This window comes from Pseudoalteromonas sp. T1lg10 (assembly GCF_002964545.1).
Classification (GTDB): domain Bacteria; phylum Pseudomonadota; class Gammaproteobacteria; order Enterobacterales; family Alteromonadaceae; genus Pseudoalteromonas.
In genome coordinates, this window is record NZ_PQBV01000037.1 from 34217 (window position 1) to 55720 (window position 21504).

The following is a 21504-nucleotide window of genomic DNA, read 5'->3' on the forward strand; positions in this document are numbered from 1 at the left end:
GGTTATTTCACCTGTTTGTTATAGCGCGAGAAGCACTGACTGTGCTTCATTTTAGCGCCAGAGCTTAGTCAAAGCCACTTTAGATCATAAGGACAATTGTCCGCTAAAGGCAGGGCTCTGCAACTTGCTTGCGGCAGATCAACACCCCATCATCCATCTTGGCGGCTAATCCTTACAGGCATAAAAAAACCCGATAACAAATCGGGCTTTTTCTAAGAGTAATCTGAAGCTTAGTCCTTTACCTGCCAGTTCAGCATTTCACCGGCACAAATAGGAATGACCTTGTCTTCTCCCAGCGGGTAGCTTTGCGGCACTTGCCACGGCTCACGTACCAGGGTCACTGTATCGGTATTGCGGGCAATGCCGTAGAAATCAGGACCGAAGTGGCTGGCAAAGGCTTCAAGCTTGTCCAGGGCACCGGCCTGTTCAAAGGCTTCAGCATATAGCTCAAGTGGCGCGTGCGCCGTGTATGCACCAGCACAACCACAAGCCGCTTCTTTTTTGTCCTTAAGGTGTGGCGCCGAATCGGTACCTAGGAAGAACTTGCTGTTACCACTGGTGGCGGCTTCGATCAGGGCTTCCTGATGGGTATTACGCTTAAGGATAGGCAAGCAGTAATAATGCGGACGAATGCCACCGGCAAGCATATGGTTGCGGTTATAAAGCAGGTGATGCGCGGTAATGGTCGCCGCCACATTGGCCGAGGCCGAGCTTACAAACTCAACCGCATCCTTGGTAGTGATGTGCTCTAACACCACTTTAAGCTCAGGGAAGTCCTTCACTACCTTCTTCAGTTTGGTTTCGATAAAGACCTTTTCACGGTCGAAAATATCGATACTTGAATCGGTCACCTCACCGTGAACCAACAACAGCATGCCTACTTCCTGCATGGCTTCAAGCACAGGGTAGATGTTTTCGATATCGGTCACACCTGAGTCCGAGTTGGTGGTCGCACCGGCTGGATACAGCTTGGCAGCAACGATTTTACCCGATGCCTTGGCTTTGCGAATTTCATCAGCCGTGGTGTTATCCGTGAGATACAGCACCATCAGGGGTTCAAAATGCGCCTTTGGCCCCGCAGCCATAATGCGATCACGATAAGCTAGCGCCGTGTCGGTACAGGTCGCCGGTGGCACCAAATTAGGCATGATGATGGCGCGGCCGATATAGCGGCTGGCGTCTCTTACCGTGTCTTTTAGTTGCTCGCCATCACGAAGGTGAATGTGCCAATCATCAGGACGAGTGAGGGTAATACGTTGCGGGGTATGTGTCATTGCGCTTATCCACTAGAAATTTAGTGTGATCTTATGAGGGAAGGCTGTGAAAGTAAAGGGTGAGAAAGGCTTAAAAAAGAGCGGACATTTATAACGTCCGCTCTTTTATGACTCTTTTTGCTAGGCGCTTAATTCCTGGCGCAGCTCCTTGGTGGCAATCACCATGTTTTGCAGGGCCTCACGGGTTTCCGGCCAGGCTCGGGTTTTCAAGCCGCAATCCGGGTTCACCCACAGGCGCTCAACCGGAACTTTCGCCGCCGCCTTGTGGATCAAGTCCTTGATCCATTTGACCTCAGGCACATTCGGGGTATGGATATCATACACCCCAGGGCCAATATCATTGGGGTAATCGAAGTGTTCAAAGGCATCGAGCAGCTCCATGTTCGAGCGCGATGTCTCTATGGTGATCACATCCGCATCCATGGCGGCAATGGCGCCAATAATGTCGTTGAACTCGCTGTAACACATATGAGTGTGAATTTGCGTGCTGTCATCAACGCCGCTGGCCGACACTCGGAAGGCATAGGCCGCCCAATCAAGGTAACTTTGCCACTGGCTGGCTTTAAGTGGCATACCCTCGCGAAACGCCGGTTCATCGATTTGAATCACCTTAATGCCCGCATCCTGCAGATCCACCACCTCGTCGCGCAGCGCCAGGGCAATTTGCTTAGCTATGGTCGGCTTATCCAGATCATCGCGCACAAAAGACCAGAACAAAATAGTCACAGGACCCGTGAGCATGCCCTTCATATGCTTGTCGGTGAGCGACTGCGCATACTGGGTCCATTGTAATGTCATAGGCGCGGCGCGAGACACATCACCCCAGATCAAAGGCGGCTTCACACAGCGGGTGCCATAACTTTGTACCCAACCGAACTGGCTAAAGGCAAAACCATCGAGCAATTCACCGAAGTATTCGACCATGTCGTTACGCTCCGCCTCACCATGCACCAATACATCTATATCCAGTGCCTCTTGCTCGCGCACCGCATATTGAATTTGCTCCTGCATCTGCTGCTCATAAGCCTGGGCACTTAACTCCCCAGCCTTAAAGTCGCGACGGGCCTTACGAATATCCGATGTCTGCGGGAAGGAGCCAATAGTAGTAGTCGGCAACAGTGGCAATTGCAGGGCCGCCTTCTGTTTTTCAGCACGCAGCGCAAACTCGCTGTGACGTTGACCTTGCTCGGCACTTAATTTTGCCACACGCTGCTGCACTTGCGCGTTGTTTACCCTGCTTGAAGTACGGCGGTTTTTCACCGGTGCACTATAAGTGTCGATATCTTGCGTGTTGCAGCGCTCCAGAGCCACTTTCAGCAAATTAAGCTCTTCGCCTTTTTGCTTGGCAAAGGCCAACCAGCTTTTCAATTCACCGTCCAGCAGTTGCTCTTGTTCCAAGTCCACCGGGGTATGCAATAAAGAGCAAGATGGCGCCAGCCACAATGAATCACCACGCTGGGCGGCAATATCTTGCACCTGCTCATAGATGGCACTGAGATCGGCGCGCCAAATATTACGGCCGTTGATCACCCCAAGAGACAACACCCGCTGCTCGCCAAGGGCTTTGTCCAGCGCTTCAATGTTTTGCGGTGTAGCCACCAAGTCGAAATGCGCGCCATCGATGGCATACTCACTGATATCTTTTAAGTAGGCGCTCACCTCATCAAAATAAGTCGCCAGCAGCAGCTTCACGCCCTGATTTGCCAAGGCGGCGAAGCTTTTAGTTAAAGCGCTGCGGTAGTGGGTATCCAGCTCCAAGGCCAAAATTGGCTCATCGATTTGCACCCACTCCACCCCTTGTGCCGCCAACTTGGCCAGCACCTGTTGATACACTGGCAATAGGCGCTCCAACAAGGTGAGCTTATCGAACTCTTCCCCGGCGCATTTAGCCAGGTACAAATAGGTAACCGGGCCAACCAGCACGGGCTTGACCTTATGCCCTAAATTCTGCGCTTCTTCTACCTGCTCAAAAAGTTCGTTAAAGCTCAGCGCAAACTGCTGCTCGGCACTTAGCTCGGGCACAATATAGTGGTAGTTGGTATTAAACCATTTGGTCATCTCACTGGCGGCACAGGCGCAGCCCGTTGGTGCACGACCACGGCCGATACGGAACAGGGTGTCCAGTGCATTGCTGCTGTCGCTTTGATGGCGCGCCGGAATGGCTCCTACCAGCATAGAGGTAGATAACACCTGATCGTACCAGGCAAAGTCGCCCACCGGCACAAGCTCTATGCCCGCCTCGCTTTGCATTGCCCAATTTTCTTGGCGGATTTGCGCACCGCGCTGGCGCAGCTCTTCCTGAGTAATATCGCCAGCCCAGTAGGCCTCGATAGCAAATTTCAATTCGCGGCGTTTGCCGATACGGGGAAAACCTAAGTTATGTATACGTGCCATGATGTAAATATCCGTTTAGCTGTTTAGATGGCTAAACATTACCTCTCAGATCTTGGGGACACAAACGAAGCTTACTCACATTGCTAATGAATTAAATTCATATCAGCGCGTTAACTCACCGCTGAATAAATTTAAAAACAGAGAAAATAGACATTTTTCACAATGAATTTTATCTTTTAATAGCCAACTGAGTATAAAAGTGATAATTTTTTAGCCGTCTAGACTTTTATACATTTATCCAGCTCGGTTTAGTCGCAATCATTATGAGATATGTGACTGGCTTTTATGAGATTTACTAAAGATGATTGAAATTAAACACCTTAAAACCATAGCCACCTTGAAAGAAACCGGTTCTTTAGTGAATACCGCCCGTGAATTATTTCTAACCCAGTCAGCTTTATCTCATCAAATCAAAGACTTGGAAAACAAGCTGGATTGTCAGCTGTTTGAGCGTAAAACCCATCCGGTGCGCTTTACCCCTCAAGGCATGCTGCTATTAGAACTGGCGCAGGATGTGTTACCTAAGGTCGAAGCCACCAAATGCCGCCTGAAAGAAAGTTTAAATCAGCCTATTTCGCAACTGCGCCTAAGTGTGGAATGCCACGCCTGTTTTCACTGGTTGCTGCCGACCATTAAAGAATTCAATAATTTCTGGCCGGATATCCATGTAGATTATGAGCGCGGGTTTAGTTATGACGCCATTCCCGAGCTGCTTGATGGGGATTTAGATCTGGTTCTGACCTCGGACATTCGTGAGCCGGATCGCTTGGAATTTGCCCACCTGTTTGATTTTAAACTCAAGCTTATCGTGGCGCCGGACCACCCCTTGGCCAATAAAGCTTATGTGACCGCCTTAGATTTAAAAGATGAGACCATCATCTCCTACCCTATTCCGCGGGAACGACAGGATATATTCAAACACTTTATTCAAAATGCCCGTTTCGATGGCACCTTAAAAACCGTGGATCAGGGCTTGTTGATTTTCCAATTGGTCAGTGCAGGCATGGGCGTGGCCGCCCTGCCGGATTGGCTGGTGACGCCCTATGAGGCTCAGGGCTTGATCAAGTCAATTCCTTTAGGCGCCCTGGGATTGAACCGCCCCATGTATTTGGCGATGAAAAAAGAAATGAAGGATAACCCGGTTTACCGCCACTTCCTTAATACCTGTAAGCAAAATAACAGCCGCAAATAATTTGTTGCAGCGACAATAAAAAAGGAGCCCCTGGCTCCTTTTAATACCAATTCTGTTAAGTATGTGATCAGATATAGCGCTGGATAAATGATGTGATAACAAGGCGGAATTTTTTTTATGTAGTTATTCTCGGCTTTGGCTCCTGCGCCGCTCTACCGCCTACATCCGTGTAGGCGTACATAGAAAAATTTCAACACAGTTAGCACGATATTTAGCCCGCTAGGGTGATTAGCTATTTAAGTGAATTGGTATAATCTTTATACCGGATTGTCGATGTCGATAAAGGTTACATCCAAACCAAACTCATCCGCTAAAAATTCCCCCAAGGCCTTAGCACCATAGCGCTCGGTGGCGTGGTGCCCGGCGGCAAAGAAATCTATGCCCTGCTCGGTGGAACTATGTATGGTTTGCTCTGAGGCCTCGCCGGTCAGGTAGGCATCCAAACCTTGCGCCGCCGCCAAGTCGATATAACCCTGACCACCACCGGTACACAGACCTATGGTTTCAATCACCTCAGAGCGCACCACAGAGCTCAGCGGCGTGCGCCCGAGCACGGATTCAATGCGCTTGGCAAATTCATCGCCACTGACAGGCTCGTTGACCTTACCCCACACCGGCACGCTAACTGGTCCCGGCTCCATGCCGCCCAGGATCTCGATGCCCAGTAGCTTAGCAAGCTGGGCGTTATTACCTAGCTCGGGGTGCACATCCAAGGGTAAGTGGTAGGCGAACAGGTTAATATCCGCCGCCAGCAGCGCTTTTAGGCGGCGCTTTTTCATGCCACTGATCACTTGCGACTCACCCTTCCAAAAGTAGCCATGGTGCACAACCAGGGCATCGGCTTGCAGCTCTATGGCCTTATCGACCAGGGCCTGACTGGCGGTCACTCCGGTGACGATTTTTTTAATATGCTCGGTGCCTTCAACCTGCAGACCATTGGGACAAAAGTCTTTGATTTGCTCCGGTGCCAGCTTGGCATTCAAAATAGCGAGTAGCTCGTTGCGTTTCATAATCACCTCATGACCTAATTTAGGCCTAAATTTTCCCGTCATTGGCGGAAAAAATAAAGGAAATTAGCAATTTCGCCACAAAAAATTGAAAATCCCAGGACAAATGGGTATAAATATATACTTGTAATAAAATTAACCTGCGTTAACGACTAGGATCTTTTGATGAGTAAACTAGACAAAACAGAAGTGTTAGCTGCTTTTGAAGCTGCGTATGAAGCGGCGAATGGCAAAAAGCCAGAAATCACCACCAAGCCTGGCTGGTACAGCATTGATGGCGGCAAAAACATGCGCCTTGCTGAGGTAGCTGAACTTACTGAAGAGCTTACTTCTGGTAAAACAGAAACAGTCGCTAAAGTAGAAGAAAAGGCTCCTGCCAAAGCAAGCAAAAAAACAACAACCAAAAAAGCGGCTCCTGCGGCAAAAGCAACTGAGAAAAAGGCTGCCTTTACTGTCGTTAGTGAAAACAAAGATGGTTTCACTGCCGAAGAATTTTGGATTAAAGAGCTTGCAGAGAAAGAGCACGACTGTCGCCTACCGCGTGGCGTTGTCTAATTCACCTTCTGCTTTAATAAAAAAAGCCGCTTGAAGCGGCTTTTTTTATGTCTACTCGCCTAATTCAGGCTCTGGTACACGCACCCAGCCTTCCATTAAGCGGCGGGCACTGCGGCTCATGCTGACACTGTGCACATCAGCCTGACCATCAAGCATATTTACCGCTGCACCCACTTGCAGCGTGCCCGAAGGGTGGCCAAAGGTCAGCGACTGGCGTGCTACACCACCTGCAGCCAGGTTCACCAAGGTGCCTTCAATGGCGGCCGCGGTAGCGATGGCAACGGCGGCGGTGCCCATCATGGCATGGTGCAGCTTACCCATGGACAAGGCGCGAACCTGTACATCTATATCTGCCGCATCAATGCGCTTGCCGCTGGATGCCACATAGCTGCTTGCCGGTGCCACCATGGCGATTTTCGGCGTATGCTGGCGCGTTTTCGCCTCTTCAATATCACTGATCAGCCCCATTTGCACCGCACCGTAAGCACGAATACGCTCAAAGCGTGCTAAGGCCTGCTCATCATTATTGATATCGTCCTGCAGCTCTGCCCCGCTGTAACCCAGCTCGCTGGCATTCACGAAAATAGTAGGGATACCGGCATTGATAAAACTTGCCTGTAGCTCGCCCTCGCCCGGCACCACTAAGGTATCGACCAGGTTACCCGTTGGCAGTACTGCACCATCACCGACAGGCGATAAGAAGTCGACCTTCACCTCAGCGGCGGGAAAGGTCACACCATCGAGTTCAAAGTCACCAAGCTCTTGCACCAAGCCATCACACATAGGCACATGAGCGACAATGGTTTTGTGAATATTGGCCTGCCAGATCCGCACTTCGGTGATGCCATTTTCACAAATGCGTGACGCATCCACCAAGCCATTATTAATGGCAAAGGCACCCACCGCAGCGGTTAGGTTGCCACAGTTACCGCTCCAATCGATAAACGGCTTATCAATAGCAACCTGGCCAAACAGGTAGTCAACATCATGACCCGCCTTATCGCTTTTCGATAAGATCACCGTTTTACTGGTACTGGATGTCGCCCCACCCATGCCATCGGTATGTTTGCCGTAGGGATCCGGGCTGCCGATGACCCGCAAAAGCAAGGCATCACGATAGGCGCCCGGCTGCTGCGCTTGTGCAGGCAAGTCATGCAGTGCAAAGAACACCCCTTTACTGGTGCCTCCGCGCATATAGGTTGCCGGTATTTTTAGCTGTTGTGTCATTATTAACCTCAAAAAAAGGTGAGAGCCCACCTCTAAAAATGGGCTCTCACCTTCTGCAATTTATACTGAGCCTTCAAGGAAGTCCTGCGCAAAGCGTTGCAATACACCGCCTGCACTGTAGATGGACAATTCCTCTTGGGTATCAAGGCGACATTTGGTGGTAATAGTCAGCTGTTCACCATTGGCGCGGGTGATCTGCACTTGCATATCCGCACCCGGTGCTGGCTCGCCTAACACCGTATAGGTCTCGCTACCATCAAGGTTAAAGGTCTTACGGTTTTCACCCGCTTTAAACTCCAGAGGTAACACACCCATGCCAATCAAGTTGGTACGGTGAATACGCTCGAAACCTTCGGCGATGATCACTTCCACACCCGCTAGGCGAACGCCTTTGGCTGCCCAGTCACGGCTTGAACCCTGACCATAGTCGGCACCGGCAACGATACATAGCGGTTGCTTACGCTCCATATAGGTTTCAATGGCTTCCCACATACGAGTAACCTGGCCTTCTGGCTCAATACGCGCCAGTGAACCTTGCTTCACCTCACCGTTTTCATCGCGCACCATTTCGTTAAACAGCTTAGGGTTAGCGAAGGTTGCACGTTGCGCCGTTAGGTGGTCACCACGGTGCGTGGCGTACGAGTTAAAGTCTTCTTCAGGCAGACCCATTTTCGCCAGGTATTCACCGGCCGCACTGCTGGCCAGAATCGCATTCGATGGTGACAAGTGGTCGGTGGTGATGTTGTCACCCAGCACCGCCAGTGGACGCATGTCTTTCATGGTGCGTGGTGCCGCAAGCGCCCCTTCCCAATAAGGTGGACGACGAATATAGGTGCTCATTTCGCGCCAGTCATACAGTGGATTGTTCTTTTCACCGTAATCCACGTCTAAATCGAACATGGGTTCGTACACCTGACGGAAGTGCTCTGGCTTCACGCTTTTGGCAATAACCGCATCGATTTCTTCGTCGCTTGGCCATAGATCCTTCAAGGTTATAGGCTGACCTTGCTTATCATATCCCAGGGCATCTTTTTCGATATCGAAACGTATAGTACCGGCAATGGCATACGCCACCACCAATGGCGGTGAGGCCAGGAAGGCCTGTTTAGCATAGGGGTGGATACGACCATCAAAGTTACGGTTACCTGAAAGTACCGCCGTCGCGTAAAGGTCGCGCTCGATCACCTCTTGCTGGATTTTCGGGTCTAACGCGCCACTCATGCCGTTACATGAGGTACAGGCAAAACCCACCACGCCGAAGCCCAGGGCTTCCAGCTCAGGAAGAAGGTTCGCTTCTTCTAAATAAAGTTTTACCGCTTTTGAACCCGGTGCCAGTGAGGTTTTAACCCAAGGCTTGCGCACTAAGCCAAACTTGTTGGCGTTACGGGCTAACAAGGCTGCGGCAATCACGTTGCGCGGGTTAGAGGTATTGGTACAGCTGGTGATAGCGGCGATAATGACCGCGCCATCCGGCATCAGGCCCTCTTCTTGCTCAACATGCTTGGCGATACCACGGGCTTGCAAGTCCGCTGTCGCCAAACGGGCATGCGGGTTTGATGGACCGGCCAGATTACGACCCACAGAGGACAAATCAAAGCTTAATACGCGCTCGTATTTCGCACCCGTCATGGCATCGGCCCACAAACCAGTTTCTTTGGCATATTGCTCAACCAGCTTCACCTGCTCGTCTTCACGGCCCGTCAGTTTCAAATAGTCGATAGTTTGCTCATCGATATAGAACATGGCCGCCGTGGCGCCGTATTCCGGTGTCATATTCGAGATGGTGGCACGATCGCCCAGAGTCAGATGCGAGGCACCCTCACCGAAGAATTCAAGGTAACTTGAAACCACACGCTCTTTACGCAGGAATTCGGTCAGCGCCAGTACGATATCTGTGGCGGTAATGCCCGGCTGCGGCTTACCCGTCAACTCAACACCAATAATGTCCGGCAGGCGCATGTAAGAGGCACGACCCAGCATCACGCTTTCGGCTTCAAGACCACCTACACCCACGGCGATTACGCCCAGCGCATCAACATGCGGGGTATGACTGTCGGTACCTACCAGGGTATCCGGGAAGGCGACGCCATCGCGTACCTGGATCACCGGCGACATCTTCTCCAGGTTGATCTGGTGCATGATGCCGTTACCCGGCGGGATCACATCAACGTTTTTAAACGCTGTTTTGGTCCAGTTAATAAAGTGGAATCTGTCTTCGTTACGACGGTCTTCAATAGCACGGTTCTTTTCGAACGCGTCTGGGTCAAAGCCCGGTGCTTCGACCGCCAACGAGTGGTCAACGATCAATTGAGTTGGTACCACGGGGTTTACCTTGGCCGGATCGCCGCCTTTGGCAGCAATGGCATCTCGCAGACCGGCAAGATCCACCAGCGCCGTTTGACCTAAGATATCGTGGCAAACCACGCGGGCCGGGAACCAAGGGAAATCATGTTCGCGCTTACGATAAATAAGCTGCTCTAGGCTTTGCGTTAAATCGTCTGGGTTACAACGGCGAACCAGGTTTTCGGCAAGCACTTTAGAGGTATAAGGCAAGCCATCGTAGGCGCCAGGTTCGATTGCATCAACGGCCGCTCGGGTATCGTAATAAACCAGCTCTGAGCCCGGCAGCGTCTTACGGTATTGGGTATTCATAATCATCTCTACATTGCGAATGGATGTGGTGCGCCAACGAATGTGCCGCACCGACAGGCAAGCTGGCTAAGCCGTGGCTTAGCGCTCGCTTAGCTCAGGTACAGGGCGCGCTTCTGGGCCGATATAACCCGCACTTGGGCGGATAATACGGTTGTTAGCACGCTGCTCTTTCACGTGTGCAGTCCAGCCCGTTACGCGACTCATTACAAAGATAGGCGTAAACAATTTGGTTGGAATGCCCATAAAGTGATAGGCCGAAGCGTGGAAGAAATCGGCATTACAGAATAGCTTCTTCTCGCGCCACATCACTTCTTCACAACGTACAGACACAGGGTAAAGCACATCATCGCCTACCTCTTGAGCCAAACGCTCTGACCATTTTTTGATGATCACATTACGCGGATCGCTTTCACGGTAAATCGCATGACCGAAGCCCATGATCTTCTCTTTGCGCTCAAGCATACCCATCAGCTCCTGCTCGGCTTTATCGGCATTGCTGAAACGCTCAATCAGTTCCATCGCCGCTTCGTTAGCACCACCGTGTAAAGGACCACGCAGTGAACCGATAGCACCGGTTACACATGAATGAATGTCAGACAGGGTTGAAGCACATACACGGGCGGTAAAGGTTGAGGCGTTAAACTCGTGCTCTGCATAGAGAATCAAAGACACATTCATCACATCGGCAAACAACTGCGATGGCGCTTTGTCGTGTAACAGATGTAGGAAGTGAGCGCCCACCGAATCGTCATCGGTTTCAACGTCAATGCGCACGCCATCGTGGCTAAAGCGGTACCAGTAACAGATGATGCTTGGGAAAATAGCAACCATGCGATCGATGGCATCATTAGCCTGGTCGAAATCGGTTTCCATTTCCAGGTTACCCAGCATAGAACAGCCGGTACGCATCACATCCATTGGGTGCGCATCTTTTGGAATGGCTTCTAGCACTGTTTTAAGTGCCGCCGGTAGGCCGCGCAGTGATTTAAGCTTGGCTTTGTATTCAACCAATTCACCCGCGGTAGGTAGCTCACCGCGCGAAAGTAAAAAGGCCACTTCTTCGAACTGTACTTTATCCGCCAGCTCGCTGATGTCATAACCACAATAAGTCAGGCCTGAACCTGTTTTACCTACCGTACAAAGGGCTGTTTGACCCGCTTCTTGACCGCGCAGACCCGCGCCACCTAATGCTTTATCTACCATAATAATTCTCCTGAATTTTTCCTGTTGAAACTCGGTTACTTATTCTTGCCTTCGGCAAAAAGGGCATCGAGTTTTTGTTCGTATTCGTGATAGCCAAGATAATCGTACAGCTCCATACGAGTTTGCATGGTGTCTATTACGGCTTTTTGATCGCCGTTAGCCAGAATCGATTTGTATACGTTTTCTGCCGCCTTGTTCATGGCACGGAATGCCGACAATGGGTAAAGCACCATGTCCACACCCCACTCGCCTAGCTCTTTGCAGTTCCACAATTCGGTTTTACCGAACTCGGTGATGTTCGCAAGGATTGGCACGTCTAAGGCGTCGGCAAAGGCGCGGTAATGCTCTTCGGTTTGTACCGCTTCGGCAAAGATACCGTCGGCACCGGCGGCCACATAAGCCTTGGCACGTGCAATAGCGGCTTCTAAGCCTTCTTGGGCAAATGAGTCGGTACGAGCCATGATGAAGAAATCTGGGTCGGTACGGGCATCTACCGCCGCTTTAATACGGTCGACCATTTCTTCAACGGGAACGATTTCTTTATTTGGACGGTGACCACAGCGCTTTTGCGCCACCTGGTCTTCGATGTGCACCGCAGCGGCACCGGCTTTTTCCATATCGCGGATGGTCTTGGCAATGTTAAATGCACCGCCCCAACCCGTGTCGATATCCACCATTAGCGGTAAGTCGCAGGCCGAGGTAATACGCTGTACATCGGCAATCACATCGTTCAATGAAGTCATACCTAAGTCAGGCAGACCGTATGAGGCGTTGGCCACGCCACCACCGGACAGATAAATAGCCTGATGGCCTAGTTGTTTAGCCATCATGGCACAGTAAGCATTGATAGTGCCGACAATCTGCAATGGCTGATTGGCTGTTAATGCGTCTCTAAATTTTTTTCCTGCGGACATTGTAAACTCCTGCTCTGTGAACGGTTGCGGTTATTGCGCCGCGTTAAATTTGTTTTCTATGTTATTCATTGAATAGCTGATATGTCGCTTCATCAACATCTCAGCCAATTCGCCATCACGATTTTCAATGGCGTTAATAATAGCCAAATGCTCGTCAAATGCTTTGGAAACTCGAGGGCCCGTCATCCCCATTTGCACTCGGTACATGCGAATAAGCTGATATAAATCGTGAATTAGCAAATTAAATAGGTGCTCGTTTTTTGAACCCTTAATGATGCGGTAGTGAAAATCCAGGTCGCCGGCCTCTTGGTAATAGGACTCCCCTTCTTTCACTCGTTGCTCATTAAGATGCTTGTTTAACAAGGCTTTAATATTGGCAATTTCCTCGTCGCTCATGTTCTGCGCGGCAAGCCGACAGGCCAAACCTTCTAGGGCGGCACGCACCTGATACACCTCGATAAGGCGCTCCGGCGTCAAGGCCACCACGCGACAACCGACATTGGCTTTGCGCTCAACCAGGTTGCAGGCTTCTAAGCGATTCAGGGCATCACGCAGGGTTGCGCGCGATACACCATAGCGTTTTGCCAATTCCGGCTCGGAAATTTTCGACCCCTGTGCCACGTCTCCCTCGACGATGGCGCGGCGCAGCTCCACAAAGACTTGATCTACTGCGGTTGTCACCTGCTTTTGCGGTTCTATTGATTCATTAGTCACGGATTGATTGCTCACGCCTTTCTCAAATTGTCGACAATCTTGGCACCTACTATGGGAGAGGATGTTGATATTGTCAACCGTAGCCACCTTGTATTGTCGACATAAATCCTGTTTATACCGGCTGAAGTTAGCGCTTTGTGTAAAATTGAAACAAAAATGTCGACACTTTAAAAACATCGGCATTCACTATGGTGATGCGATACACTATGCCTAGATTATTTGCCCGTCATTACCCTATCTATGAACATCAACACCTATATCCCTGATGCTTTTATTGAAGATGTTAAAAGCTATTTGCCCGATCACCTTGAACTAGAAGACTTTATTAACGCCTGCCAAACCCCGCTAAAACGCGCGGTGCGGGTTAATACGCTAAAGATGTCGACCGAAGAGTTTGAGCAAGTATGTAGTGAGCGCAACTGGCAAATAGTCCAGGTACCCTGGTGTGAAGAAGGTTATTGGTTAGAGCGTCCCGAGCAGGAAGAAGAGGCCCTGCCTTTGGGCAGAACCGATTTGCACTTAAGTGGCTGCATCTATGTACAAGAGGCCAGCTCCATGCTGCCACCTACGGCACTTAAAGAAGCCTTGAACCATGCCTTGGGCAATACCCATACAGTACTGGATATGGCTGCGGCCCCGGGCAGTAAAACCTCACAGTTAGTGGCCATGCTTGATAATGAGGGCTTCTTAGTCGCCAACGAATATTCCTCGTCACGTTTAAAGGCACTGAGCGCTACCCTTAAACGCGTCGGCGCCCATAATGTTGGGCTCACGCATTTTGATGGCGCCGTGTTTGGCGATTATATGCCGGAGATGTTCGACGCCATTTTATTGGATGCCCCATGCTCCGGCGAAGGCACGGTGCGTAAAGATGCCGATGCGTTAAAAAACTGGTCGTTGCAATCGAATATCGACATCGCCGAGGTACAGAAATCGCTGATCAAAAGTGCTTTCCATGCCCTTAAGGTTGGCGGCACCTTGGTTTATTCCACCTGTACCCTGACTCCGGTAGAAAATCAGGCGGTGTGCCAGTACCTGCTCGACGAGTTTGATGGCTTAATCGAAGTAGAGCCGCTGAATGATTTGTTTACCGGCGCAGAAAAAGCGGCGACACAGGAAGGCTATCTGCATATCTGGCCACAGCTGTTCGACAGCGAAGGTTTCTTTATCGCCAAGTTTAAGAAAACCGGAGCCAAAGCGGTCAGCGAGCCGAAACGTAAAAAAGGCGCCTTCCCTTTTGCGCCAATGCCAGCGAAACAACTGCAAGAATTTATGCAGTATCTTAAAAAGCAGTTTGGGATAAAAGCCTTACCCGGCACTGTGTATAGCCGTGATAAGGAAGTCTGGTTGTTCCCGGATGCGGAGAGTGTGCAGTTGTTTGAGGCGGTTAAATACTCCCGCATCGGTATCTTGATCGGCACCACACACAAAAATGGCGTGCGTCTTGAACATGAGTTTGGCAGTTGCCTAGGTAAACTGGCCAACAAAAACACCATTGAATTAACCGCCGAGCAAGGCGCCGACTACTTTAATGGCAAAGATGTGCGCCTAAGCGAGCCAAGTACGGCTCAAGGCGAGGTGATCATCCGCTTAAATGGGGCCAGTGTCGGTCTTGGTAAGTGGCAGAAGAATAAAATAAAAAACTCCCTGGCTCGGGATCTGGTGCTGGATGGGCGGTTAATAACTTGGGAATAACTTGGGTATAAGAGGTATAAAAAAACACCTGTTATTTTTACAGTTTTTCACAAAGACCAGTAACACACTGTTTTAAATGTATTTTAATCTTGTTCATTTATTTCACTTTTTGCAGTGCGTTAACTACAATTAAGAAGACTTTCGCTTCTCCCGTACGAATGTGAACAGTTTATTTAGTTAGCGCACGGCTCATCAAGAGCCATTCCCCTAGGCCCAGGACAATGCGGATTCGTCCTGGGCGTTTTTTATTCCACATTTAAATTTTCAGCTTAAATTTCAATCTGTTGTGAGGGGTTCTTGCGGCGTTTCTGCGTCCTTAATCGAGTTCATACTCGGTGCAGCTGCCATCACTGTGTAGCAAGCGATAGCGACTCAGCTCGCCCTGCTCCAACTCAATCAGGCTGATCGCTGCCTGGCTCACCAAATGCTTTTGCGGACCCGTGGTGGTATCGTGCTTATCGACCTTCATTTGCCAACGTTTAGTAAACATATTCAAGGGGCTGCGCGGCGAATAGAGTATGGAGTCGAGCCTATCCAAAAAGTTAATCAGCTTACGAGGAAATTCATTTTTAATGCCACTGGCGGTCAGCTGCCAAATACGGTTATCACGCTCACCAAAGCGCGCCTTTACTGAAAAGCAAAAGGAGTAATGCACATCGCCGGAGAGAATAATGGTTTCTACCGGTGTCTCTAAACGCCGGAAGATATCGAGTAACTTTTTCGCCGAGCCTTCATGGGCCATCCAGTTTTCACAATCCACCATCAGCGGCTTGCCGCACAAGGTAAAGAGCGCCTGTATCGCCTCAATAGACTTAACCCCAAATACGGGGGCGGCAGAAACCAGCAAGACCTTGTCACATCCTTCCAGGGTGCTCTCCAGCTCGAGTAATCGCTCCCAGTCCAATAAGCCCGAGGGCTCATTAAAGTCCTGCTCATTACGCCATCTATGGGTGCGAGTATCGAGCACCACCACCTTAGGTACGGTGGGAAGCTCATAATGCCAGTAGTCGTAATGCAGTAAGGGCTTATACACGTCCTTCAAGTGCCAGTGATTCTCTCGCGAGGCGCTATTGAGCAAGGAGAAAAATGGCCAGTCCTGTTTCGCATCCGTGTTTCCCCAGCCCTGAAACAGAGCATACGCCAACATGGCATTACAAATAATGCCGCGGCTGGCGCCATGGGTATACACAGCTTGCTCCCAATTGGCGGTGAGGTTCCAGTCATCGGTAACATCATGATCGTCAAAGATCATTAAGGTACTGGTATGGGCCAACAGCCGCGCCACCCGAGCCTGACTGGCGGCAAATTTACGCAAATGCTCACGCTCGGCGCTAAACTGGGCATGCTGAGGGTGCTCGGCGGCAAGATCTAAGCGGGCAAAGTCGACCAATTGCCAACTCGCAGCGCTAAAGCTCAACAAGTACAGAGCAATAAACTCTTCAAAGTGGATTAAATGGTTGGCACTTTTAATGCTGCTAAAGTGCGGCTCGTCTTTGCGCAGCCAATAGCCGCTATGCCACTTTGACAGCTGCTGCCAAGGGGTTTTCGGCAGCAACTCGGCGCGCTGATAGAGCTCATCCACAACCTGCTCGCTCACAGCTAACAGTGGCGCCGATTCTTTGTAAATGCCCAGCTTAGCAATCAACTGATGAATCGCCATTAACATGGGACCCGCCACATCATCGGCATACACCTGATCACCAGAGAGCAGGAGCAGCTGCGGACGCTGAGTCTCACTGCCGTGCTCCATTGAGCGTGCCAGTAAGGCATCGGCTTGCACCAGGGCATCGTCACTATAATGATGGGGATTGCGACAAGAGCCGTGCAACACTGAGTGTAATAGCTGGGGTATTAATAAGGTCGGGCTGGCTTGGCCTGGGTAGCAAAACGCATTTAAATCGATGCGCTTTAGGCCATCAAACAACTCGTAGGCAATGGCAAGATCGCTTACAAAGGTGCCGTTGACGGGCGTTATGGTCAGGTTGTAAAGGTATAAATGCTCGCCCAAGCGACACATATCCACCTGCTGATAAAGCTCGACCCCGCTGAGCTCTAATCTTGGGTTAATCGCCTTAGAGGTCGCCAGTTGCAGACGAATAAGCTCGGGCTCGGCGCGCCGTAGCAAAGGGCCAAGCAGCAGCAGAGGAAGTTCTGTCACAATATTGGCCCCATCAATCCTTAACGCCTGTTGATACCGTTAAACAAACGATAAAAGTTATCCGTTGTTGCGCTGGCCAGCTCTTTATAACTCACCCCTTTGAGGTCGGCAATAAAGTAGGCCACATCCTGCACATAGGCCGGTTGATTGGTTTTACCCCGATGCGGCACCGGCGCTAAATAGGGTGAGTCGGTTTCAATAAGCAAGCGATCCAAAGGCACCTGTTTGACCACATCCCGCAATTGCTCTGCATTGCGGAAAGTGACTATACCTGAAATGGAAATATAAAAGCCTAGATCCATGGCTTTTTTAGCCATATCCAGGTCTTCGGTAAAGCAATGCAAGACGCCACCGCAGCGCTCAGCATTATGCTCACGCATCAAATTAATGGTGTCGGCTTTGGCATCTCGAGTATGAATGATCAGCGGTTTATTAAGCTCATTGGCCACCTGAATATGACCGACAAAGCTGTCTTGCTGCACCTGTTTGGTGTCGCCGCTGTAGTAGTAATCTAGCCCGGTTTCACCTATGGCAACCACCTTATCATGCACCGCCAAACGGCGCAGCAGGTCGATATCCAAGGCATCTTTTTGGTCTAAAGGATGCACACCGCAGGAAGCGGAAACATCATCAAAAGCGGCGATTTTTTCCAACATTTGTGGAAACTGCTGCAAGGTCACGCTGACACATAAGAAGTGTTCAACATCTTTGGCGCGTGCCTGAGCTAATACACTTGGCAAGTCTTGACCAAGCTTATCGAAATCCAACCTATCCAGGTGGCAGTGGGAGTCTACAATCATGTGTTACTGCAATATGAATGTAAGGCCGAAGGCCTTACATGGTGTACGTGGGATGTCCGGAGTTTAGCATGGTTCCGAGCTGCTTTTCGATTTTATCACGCAGATGCACTTTATCATCAACAAAGCCAATGCCGATACCCGGCGGGTTGGAGCTCTGAGCACCAATGGGCGTCACCCATACTACCTTGCCTGTTACCACCTCTTCTTCGAGGGAATTGGGTAGACTCACGCGCAGCGCCAAAGACTGACCCATTTCATAGCTCATGTTTGTGCGTACAAACAAACCACCGGTTTTTAGATAAGGCATATAACAACGATATAATTCGTCCAGATCGTCTAATTCTACAAGTAACTCTTGCACAACGGCTCCTTTGTTATCCTAATTCTTGCTTTAATACACGCAACAGCTTTGCCAGTGCTAAGGACATATTTAGCCCTGGGGTTTGCGTTACCTGCTCACTAAAGTGTTGTAATTGCCTATAACAGCGTTCAAAAGCCGTAAAGCTTAACCCCTGCTGAGACTTATGTAATAAAAACTGGCTGACGAACAGCCTAAAGATAGCAATATATTGTGAGTTTTGCGCCAAAATATCAACCAGCTTTTGTTCGTCACCCGCCAATTGCTGTTCATACAGCGCCTGGTATAAGGTTTGGATTTGCCCTAGTTCATCGTTTTCCTGCCATTGGCGTAATAACAAGGGCTGAGTTTTAAAATGTACGGCAAAGGGCTGCTGTATCGCCAACGAGGCATGATTCTGCAGCCAGGTATCCAAGGCTTCATTGTCCTGCACCCTAATCTGTTGCTTAGCACAGCGACTCAAGATGGTGGCCGATAAATTGGCGGTGCCTGGACTTAATAACCATAAATAACAATGATTATTGGGCTCTTCCAAGGTTTTCAGCAAGGCATTGCTCGCCGCTACCGTCATACGCTGGGCATTGGGAATAATCACGCATTTGGCGCCGCCTTGCTGGGCACTGTGTTGGATAAAGTCGCTGATCGCACGTATGGCATCCACGCCTATGCTGCTGCCATCGCCGCTGAGCATAAGTAAATCCGGATGGGTGCCAGCAGCGATTAGCTTACAGCCCTTACATTGGCCGCAGGGCTGCATCTGCAGCGGTTGTTCGCACAGTAGCGCCTGACTGAGCTGCTCGGCCAAGGCGCGTTTTCCCACACCTTCAGCGCCGTATAGCAGGTGGGCATGGTGCAATCGCCCTTGCTGCTGCTGTTGGGCATATTGTTGCTGTACTGTGCTAAGCCAGGGATACATTATTGCTCCGCAATAAAAGGCACAAGCACATCGGCAAGGGCCTGATGCACCTGCTCCATGCTTTGACTGGCATCGATAATATATATGCTGTCATCCGCATGCGCCAAAGCCAGATAACGCTCTCGGGTGCGGACAAAAAACGACAGGTCTTCTTGTTCGATGCGATCCAACTCACCACGGCCTCGGGCACGCTCAAGGCCCAACGCCGGGTCAATATCCAGATACAAGGTCAAGTCCGGGCGCAGCCCGTCTAATACATATTTGCCAAGAAAACTCATCACCTCGGCGTCAACTTCTCGGCCACCGCCCTGATAGGCCTGAGACGATAAGTCATGACGGTCGCCCAGCACCCAGGTGCCCTGTGTCAGGGCCGGGCGGATCACATTTTCAAGCAACTGAGAGCGCGCCGCATACATAAGCAGCAATTCGGTTTGGGTGCTGATTTGCTCACCCTGACATTCCTTTACCACACTGCGCAATTGCTCGGCCACAGGCGTACCGCCCGGCTCCCGCGTGGTGATAAAGTCAATGCCGGCATTCTTTAATAGCTCGGCACAGACCTTCATGGCGGTGGACTTGCCACTGCCTTCAAGGCCTTCAATCACAATAAACTTAGCTGTCATTTGCTCTTCTTAACTGATACTGGCGCACGGCGCGGTTATGCTCCGCGAGTTGCTTGGAAAATTGATGACTGCCATCGCCTTTGGCGACGAAATAATAATAGTCCGACTGTGCCGGTTGCACAGCTGCTAAGAGCGCTTTGCGCGATGGCATGGCAATAGGCGTCGGCGGCAGGCCATGGATACGGTAGGTATTGTAAGGCGTCGTCTGGCGTAAATGGGCACGGGTAATATTGCCATCGAAATCCGGACCGATCCCATAGATCACTGTGGGATCCGTTTGCAAACGCATACCCTTGTTTAAACGATTTACGAACACGGATGCAATCAAGGCGCGCTCGCCGGCCACACCGGTTTCCTTTTCAATAATAGACGCCAAGATCAAGGCTTCATAAGCGCTTTTCAGTGGCGTGCTCTCGTCACGTTGCTGCCAGATCTGGGCTAACTGCGATTCCATTTTATTGTAGGCGCGCATTAGGATCTGCTCGGCATCTTCATGAGCATGGTAATGATAGGTGTCGGGGAACAACTTACCCTCGAAACGCTCATCCAAGGGCTGGTCGATAAAGCTATCGCCCCATTGCAATGGCGCGCTCACATATGCGGACTGGGCCAATCGTGCCAATACCTGACGCAGGTTGTCACCTTCGATAATGGTGAAGCTGAATTCATGCTCCTGACCCTGACTTATCTGTCTAAAGGCACCAAGCGCTGTGCCCGGTACCAACTGATACACGCCGGCTTTTAAATCGGTCAGAGTGGGATCGAGCTTGGCGAGCACCTGCAGCGGCCAACACTCTTCGACCCATTGTTTTTGCTGCCACTGACGGCATAACTGGTTGAAACCAGTGCCGCTTGGAATTTCAACTAATTGGGTGTGCTCAATATTAAAGGGCGCTAGCATGGCTTGACGCAATTGATAATATCCAGCAGAAGTAAGTACTAACGCCAGCAATACAACGCCGACAATGACCCTTATCATATCTTGATCCCTTGTTTTGCTAGCAGGCTATGAGCGACATCCAAATTAAAATCATGGTGAGCGATGCGGGTAATGGGCACCAAGCCCATCAGGCTATTACAGCAAAACACCGCATCCATCGACAATACCTGGGCCAAATTGAGCTGACAACTGATCACCGGCATACGCTCTTGCAGATGGGCTAAATACACGCCCTGCACTCCGGCCTGATCTAGGCTTGGTGTGTACCACTGCCCCTGCTTATACATCAGCAGATTTGCGCTGGATGTTTCTATCACCTTGTCTGTGGTGTCTAATACCAACAAATCGTCGCTGTTTTGCTGCGCCGCTTCTTGCTTGATAAAGACTTGCTCAAGACGATTGAGGGTTTTTAGACCGGCCAATAAAGGCTGTTGCGCTAACCGTGTTTTGGCCACCGCAAGACTCAGGCCTTTTTGCGCTATCTCTCGGTATGCATCGGGATAAGGCAACAAGCTAAGTATGCGCGTAGGCTGAACATCACTCGGAGGCGCATAACCTCGCCCACCACTGCCACGGGTGTAGAGCACCTTAAGGACCGCCGGCTCATCAAGGGCGTTTTCGCGGCTATTGAGCAGCTGCGCCACGTCCTGCTCAAGGGCGGCAAAGTCCAAATCCCCAAAGCCTAAACGACGGGCACATTCACTTAGACGAGCACGGTGTAAGGGCCATAGTTGCACCTTGGCGTCGACCACTTTGGCCGTAGTAAAAAAACCATCGCCGTAGTTTAAACCGCGGTCATTAATATTGATTAGGTGCCCCGGCTGGCCATTTATAATAGTTTTAGTCATAAAAAAAGCTCGGTCATAACCGAGCTTATGTTAC

18 protein-coding genes are annotated in these 21504 nt (G+C 50.5%); 3 read left to right on the top strand and 15 right to left on the bottom strand.

The window, feature by feature from the left end; genetic code table 11:
• Window positions 1–230: 230 nt before the first annotated feature.
• Both pyrC and metE read right to left on the bottom strand, forming a co-directional pair.
• Window positions 231–1274, bottom strand: a complete 1044-nt coding sequence (gene pyrC / locus C2M17_RS08850; RefSeq protein ID WP_105200454.1) for a dihydroorotase — start codon at window positions 1272–1274, stop codon at window positions 231–233.
• 120 nt (window positions 1275–1394) lie between these two features.
• A complete protein-coding gene (gene metE, locus C2M17_RS08855) occupies window positions 1395–3668 on the bottom strand; it encodes a 5-methyltetrahydropteroyltriglutamate--homocysteine S-methyltransferase (RefSeq protein ID WP_105200455.1) in 2274 nt (757 codons plus the stop codon).
• A gap of 301 nt (window positions 3669–3969) precedes the next feature.
• Between metE and C2M17_RS08860 the strand changes: the two genes are divergently transcribed.
• On the top strand, window positions 3970–4860 hold the full coding sequence (locus C2M17_RS08860) for a LysR substrate-binding domain-containing protein (protein WP_105200456.1): 891 nt from the start codon (window positions 3970–3972) through the stop codon (window positions 4858–4860).
• 257 nt (window positions 4861–5117) lie between these two features.
• Here C2M17_RS08860 and C2M17_RS08865 read toward each other — a convergent pair whose 3' ends face one another.
• A complete protein-coding gene (locus C2M17_RS08865; protein WP_105200457.1) occupies window positions 5118–5870 on the bottom strand; it encodes a Nif3-like dinuclear metal center hexameric protein in 753 nt (250 codons plus the stop codon).
• Between the two features lie 162 nt (window positions 5871–6032).
• On the opposite strand from C2M17_RS08865, the gene C2M17_RS08870 reads away from it, so the two are divergent.
• Entirely contained in the window at window positions 6033–6422 is a 390-nt protein-coding gene (locus C2M17_RS08870; RefSeq protein WP_105200458.1) for a hypothetical protein, read from the top strand.
• 51 nt (window positions 6423–6473) lie between these two features.
• On the opposite strand, the gene prpF is transcribed toward C2M17_RS08870, so the two are convergent.
• The 5 genes from prpF to C2M17_RS08895 form a co-directional block, all read right to left on the bottom strand.
• Window positions 6474–7649, bottom strand: coding sequence for a 2-methylaconitate cis-trans isomerase PrpF (gene prpF, locus C2M17_RS08875; protein WP_199776013.1), 1176 nt, complete (start codon window positions 7647–7649; stop codon window positions 6474–6476).
• A 60-nt stretch (window positions 7650–7709) separates the two neighbouring features.
• Entirely contained in the window at window positions 7710–10301 is a 2592-nt protein-coding gene (gene acnD / locus C2M17_RS08880; RefSeq protein WP_105200842.1) for a Fe/S-dependent 2-methylisocitrate dehydratase AcnD, read from the bottom strand.
• Window positions 10302–10379: 78 nt separating this feature from the next.
• The gene (prpC, locus tag C2M17_RS08885; RefSeq protein WP_105200459.1) at window positions 10380–11504 is read right to left on the bottom strand and encodes a bifunctional 2-methylcitrate synthase/citrate synthase; all 1125 of its coding nucleotides are present in this window, start codon (window positions 11502–11504) and stop codon (window positions 10380–10382) included.
• 35 nt (window positions 11505–11539) lie between these two features.
• The gene (gene prpB, locus C2M17_RS08890) at window positions 11540–12418 is read right to left on the bottom strand and encodes a methylisocitrate lyase (RefSeq protein WP_105200460.1); all 879 of its coding nucleotides are present in this window, start codon (window positions 12416–12418) and stop codon (window positions 11540–11542) included.
• Window positions 12419–12448: 30 nt separating this feature from the next.
• Window positions 12449–13132 carry a GntR family transcriptional regulator gene (locus C2M17_RS08895; RefSeq protein WP_233997951.1) on the bottom strand — a complete coding sequence of 228 codons (684 nt, stop codon included), beginning with the start codon at window positions 13130–13132 and terminating at the stop codon, window positions 12449–12451.
• Between the two features lie 240 nt (window positions 13133–13372).
• On the opposite strand from C2M17_RS08895, the gene rsmF reads away from it, so the two are divergent.
• Window positions 13373–14827, top strand: coding sequence for a 16S rRNA (cytosine(1407)-C(5))-methyltransferase RsmF (gene rsmF, locus C2M17_RS08900; protein WP_105200461.1), 1455 nt, complete (start codon window positions 13373–13375; stop codon window positions 14825–14827).
• A 316-nt stretch (window positions 14828–15143) separates the two neighbouring features.
• On the opposite strand, the gene C2M17_RS08905 is transcribed toward rsmF, so the two are convergent.
• The 7 genes from C2M17_RS08905 to pabC are packed head-to-tail and all read right to left on the bottom strand — an operon-like array spanning window position 15144 to window position 21470.
• Window positions 15144–16985, bottom strand: coding sequence for an alkaline phosphatase D family protein (locus C2M17_RS08905; protein WP_233997952.1), 1842 nt, complete (start codon window positions 16983–16985; stop codon window positions 15144–15146).
• Between the two features lie 20 nt (window positions 16986–17005).
• Window positions 17006–17785, bottom strand: coding sequence for a TatD family hydrolase (locus C2M17_RS08910; RefSeq protein ID WP_105200463.1), 780 nt, complete (start codon window positions 17783–17785; stop codon window positions 17006–17008).
• A gap of 34 nt (window positions 17786–17819) precedes the next feature.
• Entirely contained in the window at window positions 17820–18146 is a 327-nt protein-coding gene (locus C2M17_RS08915) for a PilZ domain-containing protein (protein ID WP_105200464.1), read from the bottom strand.
• 13 nt (window positions 18147–18159) lie between these two features.
• Complete coding sequence (gene holB / locus C2M17_RS08920; protein ID WP_105200465.1) at window positions 18160–19059, bottom strand: DNA polymerase III subunit delta'; 900 nt, start codon at window positions 19057–19059, stop codon at window positions 18160–18162.
• A complete protein-coding gene (gene tmk, locus C2M17_RS08925) occupies window positions 19059–19682 on the bottom strand; it encodes a dTMP kinase (RefSeq protein WP_105200466.1) in 624 nt (207 codons plus the stop codon). Before tmk ends, holB begins: the two co-directional genes overlap by 1 nt.
• Window positions 19672–20661: an endolytic transglycosylase MltG gene (mltG, locus tag C2M17_RS08930; RefSeq protein ID WP_105200467.1), complete on the bottom strand. Its 990-nt coding sequence runs from the start codon at window positions 20659–20661 to the stop codon at window positions 19672–19674. Before mltG ends, tmk begins: the two co-directional genes overlap by 11 nt.
• Window positions 20658–21470, bottom strand: a complete 813-nt coding sequence (gene pabC, locus C2M17_RS08935) for an aminodeoxychorismate lyase (protein ID WP_105200468.1) — start codon at window positions 21468–21470, stop codon at window positions 20658–20660. Before pabC ends, mltG begins: the two co-directional genes overlap by 4 nt.
• Window positions 21471–21504: the final 34 nt, after the last annotated feature.